Consider the following 18,247-nt stretch of genomic DNA (forward strand, 5'->3'; position numbering starts at 1 on the left):
GGGACTCCCATAGGTGAGTTCCCTACGATGGCGCGGTGACCAGTACTGCGCCACCGACCCTGCCGGGCCACGACGCCGGGGAAGAACCGCCCGCCTGGCAGCACCGCATGCGCCGGTTCGGCCATGTCGTGCGGCCGAGAACCGGACTGCGGGAGCGTCTGGTCCCGCCGTTCACCCGGCCACCGGGCCAGCTGTGGACGGTGCTCGGCATCCCCCCGCAGTGGGGGGCGCGGATCGTGCGCTGGTCGGCGTGGGCCGGGCCGCTTCTGGTGACGCTGGTCGCCGGGCTCATGCGGTTCTGGAATCTGGGCTCCCCGCACGCGGTGATATTCGACGAGACGTACTACGCCAAGGACGCCTGGGCGCTCATCAATCACGGCTACGAGGGCGACTGGCCGAAGGACGTCGACCGGCTGATCCTGCGCCACCCCGACCAGGTCCCGGTGCCGACCGCGCCGGGCTATGTGGTGCACCCGCCGGTCGGCAAGTATGTGATCGGCATCGGCGAGAAGTTCTTCCACTTCGGCTTCACGCCGTTCGGCTGGCGCTTCATGGTGGCCGTGCTCGGCACCCTGTCGGTGCTGCTCATCTGCCGGATCGGACGCCGCCTGTTCCGTTCGACGTTCCTCGGCTGCCTCGCGGGAACCCTGCTCACGGTCGACGGGCTGCACTTCGTGATGAGCCGCACCGCGCTGCTCGACACCGTCCTGATGTTCTTCGTCGTGGCCGCCTTCGGCTGTCTCCTGGTCGACCGCGACCGTACGAGAGCCAGACTCGCGGCCGCGCTGCCCGAGGGTGAGGACGGGCAGCTGCGCCCGGACGCGGAGATCGCGGCGAGCCTGCGCTTCGGGTGGCGGCCCTGGCGGATCGCGGCGGGGCTGATGCTGGGCCTGGCCTGCGCCACCAAGTGGAACGGCATCTACATCCTGGTCTTCTTCTGTGTGATGGCCGTCCTGTGGGACGTGGGCGCACGGCGCACGGCGGGCGCGGTCAGCCCGTACCGCGCGGTGCTGCGCCGGGACGCGTTCTGGGCCTTCTGCTCCACCGTGCCGGTCGCGATCGTCACGTACATGGTGTCGTGGACGGGCTGGTTCGTCACCGACAAGGGGTACGGGCGGCACTGGGCGGACGGCCGCGCGGGCCTCTCCCCCGACCACATCAAGCTCCCGGTCATCGGCACCATCAACCACCTGCCGCAGTTCGACATGAGCTGGGTGCCGGCGTCGCTGCGCAGCTTCTGGCATTACGAGACCGAGGTCTACAGCTTCCACGTCGGCCTCACCGAGGGCCATACCTACCAGTCGAACCCGTGGAGCTGGCTGGTGGACGGCCGGCCGGTCTCGTACTACTACGAGAGCCCGAGCCCCGGCACCAACGGCTGTCCTTTGGACGCGGGCGGCAAGTGCGCGTCCGAGGTCCTCGCGCTCGGCACCCCGCTGCTGTGGTGGGCCGGCTGCTTCGCAATCCTGTACGTCCTGTGGCGCTGGTTCTTCCGGCGCGACTGGCGGGCCGGTGCGATCGCCTGCGGCATCGGCGCCGGTTTCCTGCCCTGGCTCATGTACCAGGAGCGGACGATCTTCTTCTTCTACGCGGTCGTGTTCGTGCCGTTCCTGTGTCTGGCGGTGGCGATGATGATCGGCGCGATCATCGGGCCATCGCAGGGGGGTGACGGCGCAGCCGCTCCGGTGGAGCCGGGGCTCGCCCCCGGGGAGCGGCGGCGTGCGATCGGGGCGATCGGGGCGGGGGTCCTTGTGCTCCTGATCGTGTGGAACTTCATCTACTTCTGGCCGATCTACACCGGCACGCCCATCCCCATCGACGCCTGGCGCAGCCGGATGTGGCTGGACAGCTGGGTCTAGCCGCGGACTGGGCGAAGGAAGCGGGGGCGGAGACGGGGGGCCGGGGCGGAGACGGGGGGCCGGGGCGGAGACGGGGGCCGGGCGCTGTCGGTGGCGGGGCGGGACGGAGGTGGGGTGGTGGCGGTCCCGCTGAGCGGATCGCCCTTCGGGTGGGGTTACCGGTTCTCGGGGTGGCGTCGGCCGTGCGGGCCCTCGTCCTCCTCCACGACCAAGGAGCCGTCCCTCTCGAACCGCAGCACACGGGGCCGGGGAGCTTCCCGGCCCGGCTCCTGCTTCGGATTCGGCTCCGGATTTGGATGAAGCTCGGCGTGGCGCTGGGCGAAGAGATCAACCGCTTCGTGGAGCGAACATCCTCGTGCGTCACGGATCGCCTTCACCGCGAGGATGGTGCGGCCCGCGAGAATGTCGCTGTCCGGCAGCTCAGGCAGCTCAGGTACTTCAGGCACTTCAGGCACTTCAGGCACAGGTCCTCCCCCGGTCCGGCATCGCAGTAGAGCAACGGCGGCTCCCCGGGGCAACTGACTTTCGGCGCTTCCGGCCGGTCTGCACCGGTACGGCGGTTCCCGTCGGCGCCTGGCGCGGCCGGATGGGGCTGGACGGTCGGGTGTGATGCCGGTCGCGTTCCGGTAACCGTTGGGACAACTGCGGGTCCCGTTGTCCCCGGCGTCCCGTAGAGTCACCCGCAAGTAACCCCTTGAACATGTTCAAGGGTTCGGGGGACTCCTGGGGAGGGGAACTGCGGGATGCGCAGTGGAGCGAAGGTCGCCATCGCAGGCGGAGTGTTCGTGGTGGTCGCCGGCGGCGTGGCGTACGGGGGGTACGCGCTGGTCAGCGATGACGGGAGCGGTTCCGGGGGCGGCCAGAGCCGTACGCAGGGCGCGCCGGCCCGCACCGGGCCGCTGACCGCGGACGAGATCAAGCAGACGTCCACCGACTTCCTGCAGGCCTGGGCGAAGGGCGACGCGACCGCGGCCGCCGCCCTGACCAACAACCAGTCGGTGGCCGCGCCCGCCCTGGCCGGGTACCGCGACGTCGCGCACATCACCAACGTCGTCGTCACGCCGGGCGCGCCCAACGGCGCGGTCGTGCCGTACACGGTGAAGGCCGAGGTCTCTCTCGGGGGCAAGACGGCTCCGCTGTCCTACGCCTCCCAACTGACCGTCGTACGCGGCCAGTCCACGTTCAAGCCGCTGGTGGACTGGCAGCCGACGGTGCTCCACCCGCAGCTGAAGACGGGCGAGCGTCTGGTGACGGGCGGGGCGCAGAACCCCGAGATCGAGGCCGTCGACTACAAGGGCCGCCCGCTGACCAAGGAGAAGTACCCTTCGCTGGCCGCGATCCTGGACGGGCTGCGCGAGAAGTACGGCGCCAAGGTGAACGGCACGGCCGGCATCGAGCTCCAGATCCAGGGCGACAACACCCCGGCGCGCACCCTGATCACGTTGCAGAAGGGCTCGCCCGGCAAGCTGAAGACGACGCTGGACGCGGATGTGCAGGCCGCGGCGGAGTCGGCGGTGAAGCGGTTCGGTGAGTCGTCGGTGGTGGCGGTGAAGCCGAGTACCGGGGAGATACGCGCGGTCGCCGACAACCGGAACGACAAGTTCCCCGCGTCGCTCCAGGCCGCGATCGCGCCCGGCTCCACGATGAAGGTCATCACTGCCACGATGATCATGAACAACGGCCTGGGCGGGGCCAACGAGAAGGTGGAGTGCCCCTCGACCGTGTCGTGGAAGGGCTACACCTTCCACAATCTCGATGATTTCTCGCTCGTGGACTCCACACTCACCCGGGCCTTCGCCAAGTCCTGCAACACCGCGTTCATCAAGCCGGTCAAGCCCCTCGACGACAAGGGCATCGCCGACACCGCCCTGGGTCAGACGGCCCGCGACTACTTCGGGCTCGGGCAGAACAACTGGAAGATCGGCGGCGTGACGTCCTTCGACGGCAGCGTGCCCGAGTCGTCCGGCGTGGAGACGGCCGCCTCCTACATCGGACAGGGCAAGGTCCAGATGAGCCCGCTCGATATGGCCTCGGTGGCCGCCACCGTGATCAACGGCGGCTTCCACCAGCCGATCCTCGTGCCCCAGGAACTGGACGGCCGCCAGATCGCCACCGCCAAGCCGCTCCCGGGCTCCATCGCCGCCCAGCTCCAGCAGATGATGCACGCGGCGACGGTCGGCGAGGGCACCGCCGTGCAGGCGATGGCCCAGGTCCCCGGGCCCAAGGGTGCCAAGACCGGATCGGCGGAGGTGGACCAGCAGGGCAAGGCCAACAGCTGGTTCACGGGCTACGGCAACGGGCTGGCCGCCGCCGGCCTCGTCCAGTCCGGCGGGCACGGCGGAGACGCGGCGGGGCCCATCGTCGCGCAGGTACTCAGGGCCGGCTGACCCCGGCCGGCGAGCCCCGGCCCCGGCGGCGCGCCCGGCACCGGCTCGGGCGGGGCGAGGTACCGGCACGGACTGGGCTCCGGCTCCGGCTCCGGCTCCGGCTCCGGCTCCGGCTCCGGCTCCGGCTCCGGCGGGGCTGAACCTCCGGCCGAGTCTGCTCGTGGTGGGCATCGGGCTGGTGCTGCGGGCGGGTTGACACCCGGCCGCCCATCGCTAGGTTGCGCCTCGACGAAGGGGGCGCCATGACCGGCACACCGCACGTCCTGATCATCGGCGGCGGCATCGGGGGGCTCTGTCTGGCGCAGGGGCTGCGCAAGGCCGGCCTGGGGTTCGCGGTGTACGAGCGCGGGCCGGCCCGCGCCGACGACGACGGTGAGGACCAGCGCGTCCGCATCGGCCCGCAGGGCGCGCGGGCGCTGTACGCATGTCTGCCGCCCGAGGCGTGGGAGGAGTTCACGGCGTGCGTGGAGGGCGGCGGGCGCTCCGTGTTCGTCACCGAGCGGCTGCGGGAGCTGCTCGTTCTGCCGCAGCCGGCCGCGGGCCGGGCGCCGCAGCACGCCACGCACTCGACGAGCGCCGGCGCCCTGCGCCGGGTCCTGCTGACGGGCCTCGATGGTCATCTCGTCCATTTCGACCGGGAGTTCCTCCGCTACGAACTCACCGAGGACAGCGTCGTCGGCGGCGTACGCGCGCACTTCACCGACGGCTCCACCGCCCATGGCGACCTGCTCGCCGGCGCGGACGGCGCCGACTCCCGGGTGCGCGGCCAGCTCCTGCCGCATGCCGTGCGCGCCGACACCCGGGTACTCGCCGTGACCGGCGGCACCGAACCGGCCGGCGCCGAGCCGGACGAACTGCCCGGGCCGCTGACGGCGGCGTCGACCTCCGTCCTCACTCCGCGTTCGGACGCGATGTTCTGCACGGCGCTCCCCCGCGGCCGCGTGCGATGGACGTACGTCGCCAAAGCCACCGCCTACCCCCGGGACGTGGAGCACCTCGACGGCAAGGCACTGCGCGCCGTGGTCGCCGAGCTCATCGCCCACTGGCATCCGGCCCTGGTCCGCCTGGTCGCCGAGGCCGACCCGGAGACCGTCGTGCCGGTACGGATGCTCGGCATGGAGCCGGTCGAGGCCTGGCCGCCGGGGCTCGTGACGCTGCTCGGCGACGCCATCCACGCCATGCCCGCGCTCGGCGGCACCGGCGCCACCACCGCCCTGCGCGACGCCCGCCTCCTGAGCCGTCTGCTCGCCCGGCGCCGCGATCCGGTGCAGGCGATCGCGGCGTACGAGAGCGAGATGCGCGCCTACGGCTTCGAGGCGGTCGCCAGGTCGTTGCGCGTCACCCGCTCGGCGACCTCCGACAGCCGGCCGGCCCGGACGCTGTTCCGTGGCGTGCTGCGGACGGCGGCGCACAGCGGCTGGGTGCGGGCGGCGGTGTTCCGCGACGTCGGCGAGTGAGACCCCAACCGGCGTGTGTGGGGGCCTGGTTGGGCCGTGGCGCCCTCAGGCGTTGTGCGTGATCCGCTGGAAGCCGGTGTTGACGGCGAGCAGACCGCCGTCGACCCGCAACGTGGTGCCGGTGATCCAGGCCGCGTCGGACGAGGCGAGGAAGGCGACGGCCGCCGCGATGTCCTCCGGCTCGCCGACCCGGCCCAGTGGATACGCGTGTGCCAGCCGGTCCAGTTGGTCCTGGCGGCTCTCCCAGGCGGGGGTGCGGATGGTGCCGGGGTGGACGAGGTTGACCCGCACCCCGCGCGGCGCGGCGTCCCCGGCGAGCGTACGGGTCAGGGAGGCGAGGCCCGCCTTGGCGGCGCTGTAGGCGTGGTTGCCGAAGTCCTGCTCGCCGTTGACCGAGCCGATGTTCACGATCGCGCCCCGGCCGGACGCGGCCAGGTGCGGCAGGGCGGCGCGGGAACAGCGGAAGGCGCCGGTGAGGGTGACGTCGAGGTCGCGGGCCCACTCCTCGTCGTCCTCGTCCTCGAAGCGCTCGGCGTCCGGGGTGCAGGAGTAGGCGTTGTTGACGAGGACGTCGAGCCGGCCGAACTCCTCGACCGCGAAGGTGACGGCGGCCTCCACCGAGGCCCGGTCGGACACGTCGCAGCGCCGGGCGACGGCGCCCTTGAGGCCGGCGGCGGTGGCCTCGGCGCCCGTCAAGTCGACGTCGGCGAGGAGGACTTGGGCTCCCTCGTCGGTGAGCCTGCGCGCGATGGCGGCGCCGATGCCGCGGGCCGCGCCGGTGACCAGCGCGGTGTGTCCTTGGAAGCGTGCGATGCCGGAAGCCGGGGCGGGAGCCGGCGCGGTCTGAGGATGCGTCATGGCGTCGAACGTAGCGCCCTCACCAGGGCCTGGGCTCGGGGATCGGCGGTGACGCCCTTCTGCAGCCCGTTGGTCACATAGCCGAACGCCGTGCCCGACTCGGGGTCGGCGAAGCCCAGCGAGCCACCGCGGCCGGGGTGTCCGAACGAGCCGGGGGCGAGCAGCGGGGAGGCCGGGCCGTGCAGCATGTAGCCGAGGCCGAACCGGGTGTTCACGACGAGGACCCGGTCCGGCCCCACGCTCTCCCCGGTACGGGCCAGGGTGAGCGTGGCGGGCGCGAACAGCCGCTCCCCGCCGTCGACTTCGCCGATGGTGGCGGCGTAGAAGCGGGCGAGCGCACGGGCGGTGGAGATGCCGGCGGAGGCGGGGGGCTGGGCGGCGCGGTAGGCGGGATCGTTCTCGTCGGGCAGCGGGTCGATCGCGCCGAACGCGCGCCGGGTCAGCGAGTGCGGGTCGGCGTACGCCTCGGCGACATTGCGCTTGGGGCGCAGCCGCAGCGCGCCCGCGCCGTCCTCGGGCGGCTCGACCGGGCCGACCCGGCCGACCCGGTGCGCCTCCGTCGCGGGTACGCCCATCCAGAAGTCCAGGCCGAGCGGGCCGGCTATCTCCTCGGCGGCCCAGCGCCCGATGGTGCGGCCGGTGACGCGCCGCACCAGCTCGGCCAGGAGCCAGCTGTACGTCTGCGCGTGGTAGCCGTGCGCGGTACCGGGCTCCCAGAACGGGGCCTGTGCCGCGACGGCCGCCGGGCCCGACTCGCCGTCGGCGGCCTCGGCGGGGGTCAGCGGGCGGTCGAGGGCGGGTACGCCGGCGCGGTGGGCCAGGAGGTGGCGTACGAGGGTGCGTTCCTTGCCGGCGGTCTTGAACTCGGGCCAGTACGTCGAGACCGGGGCGTCCAGGTCGAGGCGGCCGCGCTGGTGGAGGAGGAGGGGGACTGCGGCGGCCACGCCCTTGGTGGCGGAGCGGACGATCTGGACGGTGTCGAGGGCCCAGGGGGTGGTGCCGTCCACGTCCTTCGTGCCGGCCCAGAGGTCGACGACCTTCCGGCCGTCGCGGTACACGGCCACCGCTGCGCCGCGCTCTCCTCGCTGCGTGAAGTTGCGCACGAAGGCGTCCCGGATCGGTTCGTAGCCCGGTGCTACGGCGCCCTGTACGTCGACCACGATCCGCTCCCTCGCCTGCGCGGCGCCGTCCGGCACCCCCACCATGGTGCCCGATGCCGGGTGCCTACCGGGGGGCACGAGCCGCGGGCTCGATTCCGGGTGCCCTACCAGGGGCGCGGGGCTGCGTTCGCGCCCGAAAGGCGCTCGTCCTCAAAAAACGCCGGACGGGCTGAAGATGCCGAGACTGGCCGCCCTGCCAAGGGCAACCCACCCAGGGTCGCCGGGTCAGCGCGCGGCTCGGGTCGGGTCGAAGCCGAAGGGGAGTTCCAGGCGATTCGCCCGCATCAGGGCGGCGTCGAACAGGACATCCACCGTCGCCCCGTCCGCCGCGATGACCCCCTCACTCAGGATCACCGAACGCCCGCACAGCTCCAGCGCATACGGCAGGTCATGCGTGACCATGAGCACCGTCACGTCCAACCCCCGCAGAATGTCCGCGAGTTCACGACGGGACGCCGGGTCCAGGTTGGACGAGGGCTCGTCCAGGACGAGGATCTCCGGAGACATCGCGAGCACCGTCGCGACGGCGACCCGGCGCCGCTGCCCGAAGGAAAGGTGGTGCGGCGGCCGGTCGGCGTACTCCGCCATCCCCACCTGAACCAGCGCGCTCATCACCCGCTCCTCCAGCTCCGCCCCACGCATCCCGGACGCCGCCGGGCCGAAGGCGACGTCCTCGCGGACCGTCGGCATGAAGAGCTGGTCGTCGGGGTCCTGGAAGACGATGCCGACCCGGCGCCGGATCTCCGCGAGGTTCTTCTTGGCGACGGGGAGACCCGCCACCGTCACCGAGCCCGCGCCGCCTTCGAGGATGCCGTTGAGGTGGAGCACGAGCGTGGTCTTGCCCGCTCCGTTGGGGCCGAGCAGTGCGACCCGTTCGCCGCGCCCCACGGTCAGGTCGACGCCGAACAGCGCCTGGTGGCCGTCGGGGTAGGCGAAGGCCAGCCCGGACACTTCGAGGGACGGGACGACGTTCACGGGGGCCTCAGCGGTCGTAGGGAGGGACATGGGGAAGGGACGGCAGGAGGGGATGCCGGGGGGTCACAGTGTCCAGCCGAGCAGACACACCACCAGCGCCGCCCCCGGCAGGGCGACCGCCCTCGTCCACTGCGCACCGGTCGCCGTCACCTCGTCGATCACCGGCATCGTCCCGGCGTAGCCGCGGCTGACCATCGCGAGATGGACGCGTTCGCCCCGCTCGTAGGAGCGGATGAACAGCGCGCCCGCCGACTTCGCGAGGACGCCCCAGGAGCGTACGCCCCGCGCCTCGAAGCCCCGTGAGCGGCGGGCGATGGACATCCGGCGCATCTCGTCCGTGATGACGTCCCCGTACCGGATCATGAAGGAGGCGATCTGGACGAGCAGCGGTGGCAGCCGCAGGCGCTGTAGGCCGAGCAGCAGCGCGCGCAGTTCGGTGGTGGAGGCCAGGATCACGGACGCGGCGACGCCGAGCGTGCCCTTGGCCAGTACGTTCCAGGCGCCCCACAGGCCGCTCTCGCTGAGGGAGAGGCCGAGGACGTGCACCTGCTCGCCGGGCACGACGAACGGCATGAGCACCGCGAACGCCACGAAAGGGATCTCGATGAGCAGCCGCTTGAGGAGGTAGCCGGCCGGGATGCGGGCCGCGCCCGCCACGAGGGCGAGCAGCACGGCGTACAGCGCGAAGGCCCACATCGCCTCGCGCGGCGTGGACACCACGACGACCACGAACAGGAACACCGCCGCGAGCTTGCAGTGCGGGGGCAGGTCGTGGACCGGCGAGTGGCCGTGCCGGTACAGGCGGTGGGAGTGGCCCGCTCCCATGTCAGACCGTTTCCGGGGTGCGGTCGTCGGCCGGCCGCGACTCCGTACGGCGCCTGCGGACCGCCCAGAACACGCCGCTGCCGACCGCCACGGTGACGCCGACGCCGATCACCCCGGCGAGGCCGCCGGCCAGGCGGGCGTCGCCGACGTCCTTGACGGAGTAGTCGGCGAGCGGCGAGTCGGACGACGCGTGCTGGGTGGTCTTGGCGTCGATGCCCTTGTCGTGGGCGACCTTCTCCAGGCCGTCGGGGCTGGCCGACGCATAGAACGACACGAATCCGGCGAGCAGCAGCGCGGTGACGATGCCGATGCCCCACACCTTGCGCGTGGATCCGGTCGTGCGGGCCGCGACAGGGGCGGCCGGGGCGTCCACGAGTTCGCCGCCGACGCGCAGCTTGAGCGGCGCGGTCAGACCGCGGGCGCCGTGCACGAGGTCGGGCCGGACCGCGATGACCGCGCCCACGGTGAGCGCGGTGATGACGGCTTCGCCGATGCCGATGAGGATGTGCACGCCGACCATCGCGCTGAGCACCTTGGTGATCGGTACGTCGGTGGTGCCGCCGAGCGCGTAGATCGCGGTGAAGACGAGCGCCGCGGCCGGCACGGAGAGCAGCGCGGCCACGAAGGAGGCGACGGTCACCGAGCGGCGGGTGCGGGGCAGCACCTTGACCAGGGCGCGGAACACGACGTACGCGACGACGGTGGTCGTGATCGCCATGTCGGTGATGTTGACGCCGAGCGCGGTGAGGCCGCCGTCGGCGAAGAGGATGCCCTGCATGAGCAGGACCACGGAGACGCAGAGCACACCCGTATAGGGGCCGACGAGTATCGCGGCGAGCGCGCCGCCCAGGAGGTGGCCGCTGGTGCCGGCCGCGACGGGGAAGTTCAGCATCTGCACGGCGAAGATGAAGGCCGCTACGAGCCCGGCCAGCGGCGCCGTCTTCTCTCCCCCACTGCTCAATGCGTGGGAGGTGCCCCCGAGTTCGCGGCGCGCGCCGCGCAGGCTGACGGCGATGGCCGTGGCGGCGACCACCCCTGTGACCGCCGATACAGGTGCGTTGATGAATCCATCGGGTACGTGCATGGGTGGACTCCGATTTCCCGTGGGCGCCCTCTTCCCTGCGCGGGCGTGCGCAGAACCGTTTGATGATAGTGCCCTGTTGCGAACCAGTTGCAAAAGCGTGCGAGCGTCAGATGCCAAGCCGACTCACTGGGGGTTTGCCCAGGAAATATGGGACATTGGAGAACAAATAGCGCGAACGGTATTCCGGTATCCGACAGCCCCAGGGTGAGGAGCGATCGATGTCCCCCGCAGCCGAGGACCACACCGCCGGCCGCTCCGTGGAGGATCACGCGCGGGCCCGTGTCGTCACGGACGCCCCGCTCTCCAACCCCGTCCCGGTCGCCATGCGCTACGACCCCGCCGACACCTCGGGTGCGGTCTGCTTCGCCTTTCCCGGCGGCAACGAGTGGATCTTCCCGCGCTCGCTGCTCGAATCGGGGCTGCGGGCGCCGGCCAGCCGGGGCGATGTGAGCGTCTGGCCATGCGGCCGGGCCCAGACCGTTCTCGAATTTCACTCGCCGGACGGAGTGGCCGTCGTCCAGTTCGACAGCTCACCGCTGGTCCGCTTCCTGCGGCACACGTACGCCACCGACGCCCGGGCCGCACCATCCACTGCGGGGCCCCGCCGCTGAGGCTGCCCCCATCACGACGCGAAGGCCCCCCGCGCGCGGTGCGCACGGGGGGCCAAGGGCGCCAGCGGTCCCGTCCCCACAGGCCGTTGGCGTCGGCCGGGACCCTCGGCCGCTCGGTTCGAGGGGCCCCGGCGTTCAGGGGGGCGGGGTCAGACCCGCGCCAGTTCGCGGTCGCCGTCGGCGGAGCCGGCCTCCTGGTGCTTGCGCAGGCCCTCGCCCTCGACGTCGACGTTGGGCAGGATCCGGTCCAGCCAGCGCGGCAGCCACCACGCCTTCGCGCCGAGCAGGGCGAGCACCGCGGGCACGATCGCCATGCGGACGACGAACGCGTCGAAGAAGACGGCGATCGCGAGACCGAAGCCGATCATCTTGATCATCTGCTCGCTGGAGCCGATGAAGCCGGAGAAGACCGCGATCATGATGACGGCGGCGGCTGTGACCACCCGGGCGCCGTGCTTGAACCCGGTGACGATCGCCTGACCGGGCCGCTCACCGTGGACGTACGCCTCACGCATCCGCGTGACGAGGAAGACCTCGTAGTCCATCGCGAGACCGAAGACCACGCCCACCATGAAGATCGGCATCATCGACATGATCGGGCCGGTCTGCTGGACGCCGAAGAGCGAGCCGAGCCAGCCCCACTGGAAGACCGCGACGACCGCGCCGAGGGCCGCGACCACCGAGAGCAGGAAGCCGAGGGCCGCCTTCAGCGGCACCAGGACCGAGCGGAAGACCACCATCAGGAGCAGGAAGGCGAGACCGACCACGAGCGCCAGGTAGGGCAGCAGCGCGTCGTTCATCTTCTGCGAGAAGTCGATGTTCATCGCGGTCGAGCCGGTGACCAGGAGCTTCGCGCCGGTGTCGGCCTTCAGCGTGGCGCTGGTGTCCCGGATCGAGTGGACGAGGTCCTCGGTCTCGGTGGAGGACGGCTTGGACTTCGGGATGACCGTGATGGTCGCCGTGTCGTTGCCGGTCTTCTTGTTGAACATCGGGGGCATCACCGGACCGGCGTCCGGCAGCTTCTTGATCGCGTCGACCGTACGGTCGGCCGCGGCCTGCGGGTCCTTGCTGCCCTTGCCGTCGACGACGACCATGAGCGGCCCGTTGAAGCCGGGGCCGAAGCCCTCGGAGAGGGTGTCGTAGGCGCGGCGCTGGGTGGTGGAGGTCGGCTGCGAGCCGTCGTCCGGCAGCCCCATCTGGAGCGAGCTCGCCGGCAGCGCGATCGCACCGAGGCCGATGACGCCGACGAGCAGCACCCACACCGGCTTGCGCAGCACGAAGCTCGCCCAGCGGGTGCCCATGTTGGGCTTGGACTCGGTCGCCGTCTCGCCCTTGTCGTACGCCTTGCGGGCCTTGCGGCCGAGCACGCGCCGGCCGGCGAAGCCGAGCAGTGCGGGTATGAGGGTGAGCGCGATGAGGACGGCGATGACGACCGTGCCGGCCGCGGCCGCGCCCATCTTGGTGAGCATCGGGATGTTGACGACGGCGAGGCCGACGAGCGCGATGACCACGGTCAGACCGGCGAAGACCACCGCGGATCCGGCCGTCCCCACGGCCCGCCCCGCGGCTTCTTCGCGTTCCCTGCCCTCGGCGAGTTCGGCCCGGTAGCGCGAGACGATGAACAGGGCGTAGTCGATACCGACCGCGAGCCCGATCATCATCGCCAGCGTGGACGTGGTCGAGCCGAGGTCGAGCACATTGGCCAGCGCGGTGATGGTGGAGACGCCGATGCCGACGCCGATGATCGCGGTCAGCAGCGGAAGCCCCGCCGCCACCAGCGAGCCGAAGGTGATCACCAGGACGAGGCCGGCGATGACCACACCGACGATCTCGCCGGAGCCGGTCTCCGGCATGGCCTGGAGCGCGTCACCGCCGATCTCCACGGTGAGCCCCGACTTCTTCGCCTCGTCGCCGCTCTTCTTGAGCGCGTCGCGCGTGTCGTCGGTCAGCTGCATCGCGTTGGCCTTGTACGACACCTGGACGTACGCGACCGGGCCCTGGCCGTTCTTGGAGACGCCGCCCGCCGTGTAGGGGTCGGTGACCGAGGCGACCTGGTCCGAGCCCGCCTTCAGGCCGGCGACGGTCTTCTCGACCGCGGCCTTGTTGGCCTTGTCGGCCATCTTCTGGCCGTCGGGCGCCTTGAAGACGATACGGGCGGTGGCACCGTCGGCCGTGGCGTTCGGGAACCGCTCCTTGAGCAGGTCGAAGGCGCGCTGCGCCTCGGTGCCCGGGATCGAGAACGAGGAGGAGGTGGCGGTGGTGGCGGACGCCGCGCCGAAGCCCGCGAGGGCGAGCAGCGCCACCCACACCAGGGCGACATAGCGGCGGCGCCGGAAGGCGAACCTGCCGAGGCGGTAGAGGAACGTGGCCACGAGGGCGTACTCCCGGTCGAGTCGTGGGAACAGCAGGGCATGGGGAACCAGCCCGACGACGAGAGCGGCGTACGTCAGGTGGGGCGGGTACTGCGTGGGGAGCGCCGGGCGGGGGTGCTTGCGGGGGGTGCCTAGCGCGGGTCGCCGAGGGCGGGGAGGACCACGGCGTCGAAGTAGTCGGCGAGGAAGGCCTGGTCGACCGGCCGGTCCTCGATGAACTGCCGGGCCGCGAAGGCGCCGACCATCATGTGTACGACGTAGGGGAGCGCACGGTTGTCCGCGCTGACCTCGCCACGCTCCACCGCGCGCCGCAGCACCGTGTCGAGCCCGGTGATCTCCGGCTCGATCAGTACCTCGCACAGCGCCTTGTGGAGCTCGGGGTTGTCATGGACGGCCCGCATCAGACCCCGCATCAGCGCGGAGTCCTTCTCCATCTGACAGTCGTCCTCACGGGCGACCATCGCCTGGAAGTCGCCGCGCAGCGAACCGGTGTCGATCTCGGCGAGACTGACCGGCTTGTTGTGGCGCAGCGCCCGTGCGACCAGCTCCGGCTTGTTCCCCCACTGGCGGTAGAGGGTGGCCTTGCTGGAACGGGTGCGGGTGGCGACGGCGTCCATGGTCAGGGCGTCGTAGCCGACCTCGCGCAGCAGGTCGAGCACAGCCGCGTAGAGCTCCGCCTCGCGTTCCGGGGTGAGCCTGCCCGCCATGATCGACCTCCTCTCCTTTTGCGTACCGTACGAAGGTAACCTCGGCCCGAAGCGAAACGGAATCGTTTCGCTTGTGTTCTCGACCACAGGTGTCGGAACGGGATAAGTCGGAACGGGATAAGCGGGAGCGGGAGCGGGAGCCGAAGCGGGTCGAGCCCGAGCGGGAGCAGGTCGGAGCCCGAGCGAGAGCCGGAGCGGGTCAAGCCGAAGCGGGAGCCGAAGCGGAATAAACCCCTCCCACAAGTTGCCGCACCCCCTCCCCGCGGAAAGCATTGGGGGGTGAGTGACGACGCCGCGTACCTCAGGTTTCCGCATCTCCACGACGATCTGCTGTGCTTCGCCGCCGAGGACGACCTGTGGGTCGCCCCGCTGGTGCCGGCCGGGCACAGCCCTTCGCGCGCCTGGCGGGTGACCGTCGACCGGACGAAGGTGGGCCACCCCCGCTTCTCGCCCGACGGCAGCATGATCGCGTACACGACGTGGCGCAGCCTCGACCCGGAGATCCATCTCGCCCCGGTGACCGGCGGCCCGACCCGGCGCCTCACCTACTGGGGCTCGTCCGACGCCCGGGTGTGCGGCTGGGCCCCGGACGGCCACATCCTGGCGGTGTCCTCGCACGGCCAGCCGTTCTCGTACTTCTCCTGGGCCTACAGCGTGCCCACCGACGGCTCCCCCGGCGGCAAGCTTCCCTGGGGCCCGGTGTCCGACATCGCCGTCGCAGACCTGGACGGCGAGCGCCGCACCCTGCTGCTCACCGGGAAGCCGCCGCACGAGCCGGCCGCCTGGAAGCGGTACCGCGGCGGCGCCACCGGTCGCCTGTGGCTGCACGGCGAACGCCTCCTCGCCGACATCGGCGGACACCTGGACGCCCCGATGTTCGTGGACGGCCGCATCGCCTTCCTCTCCGACCACGAGGGCGTCGGCAACCTGTACTCCTGCCTGCCCGACGGCTCCGACCTGAGCCGCCACACCGACCACGACGCCTTCTACGCCCGGCACGCCTCCAGCGACGGCCGCCGCGTGGTCTACCAGTGCGCCGGCGACCTGTGGATCGTGGACGCGCTCACCCCCGACTCGCGGCCCCGCAAGCTGGACGTACGTCTGGGCGGGCCGCGCGCCGGCCGGCGTACGTATCAGGTGCCCGCCACCAATCACGTCGACGCGCTGTCCGTCGACACCACCGGCCGGGCCAGCGCCGTCGTGGTGCGCGGCAGCCTGTACTGGCTCACCCACCGCGACGGCCCGGCCCGCACCATCGCCGACACCCCGGGCGTACGGGTGCGGCTGCCCGAGATGCTGGGCAGCGGCGGCCAGGTCGCGTACATCACCGACGCGGACGGCGAGGACGCGGTCGAGATCGCGTTCCTGCCCCGCGCGAGCGGTGAGCGCCGTCCGCGACGACTCGCGGCGGGGCGGCTCGGCCGCGTACAGGAGATGGTCTCCGACCCGGACGGCGAACGCCTGGCGATCGCCTCCAACGACGGCCGGCTCCTGCTGATCGACGTGGCGGAGGAGGCGGAGGCAGTCGCGGCTCCGAGCGGGGTGCCGCGGCTGCGGCGGTTCGAGGGGGAGGAATCCGGGGCGGGGCCGGGCGCGGAATCCGGGGCGGGGCCGGGCGCGGAATCCGGGGCGGGGCCGGGCGCGGAATCCGGGGCGGGGCCGGGCGCCGAGCTCAGGGGCGCGGGGACGGACGGGTCCGGCGGCACGGCGGCGGGGACCACCGGGGCGGCCTCCCGCGCCCCCGTGCCGGACACGGCGGTGTGCGGTGCGGGCGAGGTGACCGAGCTGATCCGGTCCGTGAACGGGCCCGTGCGCGACCTCGCGTTCTCCCCCGACGGGGCCTGGCTGACCTGGTCGCATCCGGGCATCGGCCGCTCGCTGCGCCAGATCAAGATGGCCCGGATCGCGGGCCCCGGCGCCCGCACGGTCGTCGATGTCACCAACGGCCGCTTCGAGGACGAGAACCCGGTGTTCACCAGCGACGGCCGCTATCTGGCGTTCCTGTCGTGGCGCGGCTTCGACCCGGTGTACGACGTGCACACCGGCGACCTGTCCTTCCCGCTGGGCTGCCGCCCCTACCTCGTACCGCTGAACTCGGCGACACCGTCGCCGTTCGCGCTCTCACCGGACGGCCGGCCCGCGGCGGGCGGCCTCGATCCGCTGGACGACTCGGGCGACGGCACGGTGACGGTGGAGGTGGAGGGTCTGGAGAACCGGGTGACGCCGTTCCCGGTCTCCGCTTCGAAGTACTCGGCCCTGCGCCCGGTCGCGGGCGGCGGCCTGGTCTGGATGCGCTGGCCCATCTCGGGCGCGCTCGGCGAGACCTTCGCCAACCCGGCCGACACCTCGGGCCGGCCCACCCTCGAACACTTCACCATCTCCAAGGCGCGCAGGACCGAACTGGTCGACCATCTCGACCACTTCGCGATCAGCGGGGACGGCAGCCGGCTCGTCGTCGTCGACGAGGGCGAGCTGCGCGCGGTGCCCTCCACCGAGCCCGGCGACAACGACTCGACGGTCTACCTCGACCTGCGCCGCATCCTGCACGAGGTCGACCCGGGGTCGGAGTGGCGCCAGGCCTACGACGAGGCGGGCCGCATCATCCGCTCCTACTTCTGGGATCCGAAGATGTGCGGCATCGACTGGCCGGCCGTCCTCGACCAGTACCGCCCGCTGGTCGAACGGGTCGCGTCGCCGGACGAGTTCGGGGACCTGCTGCGCGAGGTGCTCGGGGAGCTGGGCACCTCACACGCGTACGTCACCGCCGCGCGCCGCAACGAGGGCCCGCCGCACTACCAGCGCGCGCAGGGCCTGCTGGGCGCCAACCTCGTGTGCCGCGACGGCAGTTGGGTGATCCGCCGGGTCCTGCCCGGCGACTCGTCCGACTCCAAGGCACGTTCACCGCTGGCGGGCGCGGGCATCCGCGAGGGCGCGGCCCTCACTCATGTCGACGGCCGGCCGGTCGACCCGGTCGCGGGCCCTTTCCCCCTGCTCGCGGGCGCGGGCGGCACGACGGTGGAGCTGACATTCCGCCCGGCCGAGGGCGAGGGCCGCTCGCGGCGGATCGCGGTGGTCCCGCTGGTCGACGAACGCCCTCTGCGCTACCAGGACTGGGTGGCCAAACGCCGTGGTGTGGTACGGGAGTTGAGCGGCGGAAGGTGCGGGTACCTGCACATCCCCGACATGGGCGGCTCGGGCTGGGCCCAGTTCAACCGCGACCTGCGCCTGGAAGTCAGCCGGCCCGCCCTGATCGTGGACGTGCGCGGCAACGCGGGCGGGCACATCAGTGAGCTGGTGGTGGAGAAACTGACCCGGCGCATCCTGGGCTGGGACCTGACGCGGGACGCCCAGGCGGTGTCGTACGCCTCCAACTCCCCCCGGGGTCCGGTGGTCGCCCTCGCGGACGAGGCGACCTCGTCGGACGGCGACATGATCACGGCGGCGTTCCGGCTCCTGAAGCTGGGGCCGGTGGTGGGGCAGCGCACGTGGGGCGGGGTGGTGGGGATGACGGGTCGCCACACGCTGGGGGACGGTTCGGTCATCACCGTACCGATGAACGCGGCGTGGTTCGACGCGTACGGGTGGTCCGTGGAGAACCACGGGGTCGAGCCGGATCTGGAGATCCTGCGCACCCCGCTGGACTGGGCGGAGGGCCGCCACGCCCAGCTGGACGACGCGGTCCAGCTGGCCCTGGACCTCCTGACCACCCGCCCCGCGTCCACCCCACCGGGCTACACGACAACCCCGAACCGCCGGCGCCCCCAACTCCCCCCGCGGGACGCCTAGTTGCCCCCCCCCCAGCCCGGGGCTTACCCCCGGGGCCCCGGCCTTCGTGTGCCGGCCGTGCGTCGTGGTTGCTCGCGCCCCTGAGCTACTCGGTGCGGGCCCGCGTGGGCCACCTCAGCCGGTCCGGCGATTGAGGACGAGCGCCCTTCAGGCGCGAACGGGGTCT

Annotated in this window: 13 protein-coding genes; 5 read left to right on the top strand and 8 right to left on the bottom strand. The window is 72.0% G+C overall.

From position 1 onward, the window contains the following. The first annotated feature begins 35 nt into the window (after positions 1-35). Entirely contained in the window at positions 36-1,859 is a 1,824-nt protein-coding gene (locus AB0D31_RS24910; RefSeq protein WP_362727103.1) for a phospholipid carrier-dependent glycosyltransferase, read from the top strand. 155 nt (positions 1,860-2,014) lie between these two features. Here the strand turns inward: AB0D31_RS24910 and AB0D31_RS24915 are convergent, their stop codons facing one another. After that, a complete protein-coding gene (locus AB0D31_RS24915; RefSeq protein ID WP_362727106.1) occupies positions 2,015-2,305 on the bottom strand; it encodes a hypothetical protein in 291 nt (96 codons plus the stop codon). Positions 2,306-2,602: 297 nt separating this feature from the next. Here AB0D31_RS24915 and AB0D31_RS24920 point away from each other — a divergent pair, with 297 nt between their 5' ends. Both AB0D31_RS24920 and AB0D31_RS24925 read left to right on the top strand, forming a co-directional pair. Continuing rightward, positions 2,603-4,246 (top strand): penicillin-binding transpeptidase domain-containing protein, encoded by a 1,644-nt coding sequence (locus AB0D31_RS24920; protein WP_362727108.1) that lies wholly within the window; start codon positions 2,603-2,605, stop codon positions 4,244-4,246. A gap of 242 nt (positions 4,247-4,488) precedes the next feature. Further along, complete coding sequence (locus AB0D31_RS24925) at positions 4,489-5,703, top strand: FAD-dependent monooxygenase (protein ID WP_362727111.1); 1,215 nt, start codon at positions 4,489-4,491, stop codon at positions 5,701-5,703. Between the two features lie 45 nt (positions 5,704-5,748). Here AB0D31_RS24925 and AB0D31_RS24930 read toward each other — a convergent pair whose 3' ends face one another. The 5 genes from AB0D31_RS24930 to AB0D31_RS24950 form a co-directional block, all read right to left on the bottom strand. Beyond that, positions 5,749-6,561, bottom strand: a complete 813-nt coding sequence (locus AB0D31_RS24930) for an SDR family NAD(P)-dependent oxidoreductase (protein ID WP_362727114.1) — start codon at positions 6,559-6,561, stop codon at positions 5,749-5,751. Then, positions 6,558-7,724 (bottom strand): serine hydrolase domain-containing protein, encoded by a 1,167-nt coding sequence (locus AB0D31_RS24935; protein ID WP_362727132.1) that lies wholly within the window; start codon positions 7,722-7,724, stop codon positions 6,558-6,560. The genes AB0D31_RS24930 and AB0D31_RS24935 overlap by 4 nt, the downstream gene beginning before the upstream one ends. Positions 7,725-7,946: 222 nt before the next feature. Next, entirely contained in the window at positions 7,947-8,726 is a 780-nt protein-coding gene (locus tag AB0D31_RS24940; protein WP_362727117.1) for an ABC transporter ATP-binding protein, read from the bottom strand. Positions 8,727-8,759: 33 nt separating this feature from the next. After that, positions 8,760-9,521, bottom strand: coding sequence for a cobalt ECF transporter T component CbiQ (cbiQ, locus tag AB0D31_RS24945; protein ID WP_362727120.1), 762 nt, complete (start codon positions 9,519-9,521; stop codon positions 8,760-8,762). A gap of 1 nt (position 9,522) precedes the next feature. Beyond that, entirely contained in the window at positions 9,523-10,605 is a 1,083-nt protein-coding gene (locus AB0D31_RS24950) for an energy-coupling factor ABC transporter permease (RefSeq protein ID WP_362727123.1), read from the bottom strand. Between the two features lie 218 nt (positions 10,606-10,823). Here AB0D31_RS24950 and AB0D31_RS24955 point away from each other — a divergent pair, with 218 nt between their 5' ends. After that, entirely contained in the window at positions 10,824-11,216 is a 393-nt protein-coding gene (locus AB0D31_RS24955; RefSeq protein ID WP_362727124.1) for an SsgA family sporulation/cell division regulator, read from the top strand. A gap of 149 nt (positions 11,217-11,365) precedes the next feature. Here AB0D31_RS24955 and AB0D31_RS24960 read toward each other — a convergent pair whose 3' ends face one another. Then, entirely contained in the window at positions 11,366-13,588 is a 2,223-nt protein-coding gene (locus AB0D31_RS24960; protein ID WP_362727126.1) for an MMPL family transporter, read from the bottom strand. Positions 13,589-13,719: 131 nt separating this feature from the next. Further along, positions 13,720-14,298 carry a TetR/AcrR family transcriptional regulator gene (locus AB0D31_RS24965; protein ID WP_362727134.1) on the bottom strand — a complete coding sequence of 193 codons (579 nt, stop codon included), beginning with the start codon at positions 14,296-14,298 and terminating at the stop codon, positions 13,720-13,722. A gap of 276 nt (positions 14,299-14,574) precedes the next feature. On the opposite strand from AB0D31_RS24965, the gene AB0D31_RS24970 reads away from it, so the two are divergent. After that, complete coding sequence (locus AB0D31_RS24970; RefSeq protein ID WP_362727128.1) at positions 14,575-18,081, top strand: S41 family peptidase; 3,507 nt, start codon at positions 14,575-14,577, stop codon at positions 18,079-18,081. Positions 18,082-18,247 lie beyond the last annotated feature (166 nt).

Source organism: Streptomyces sp. NPDC048361, from assembly GCF_040651795.1.
Classification (GTDB): Bacteria; Actinomycetota; Actinomycetes; order Streptomycetales; family Streptomycetaceae; genus Streptomyces.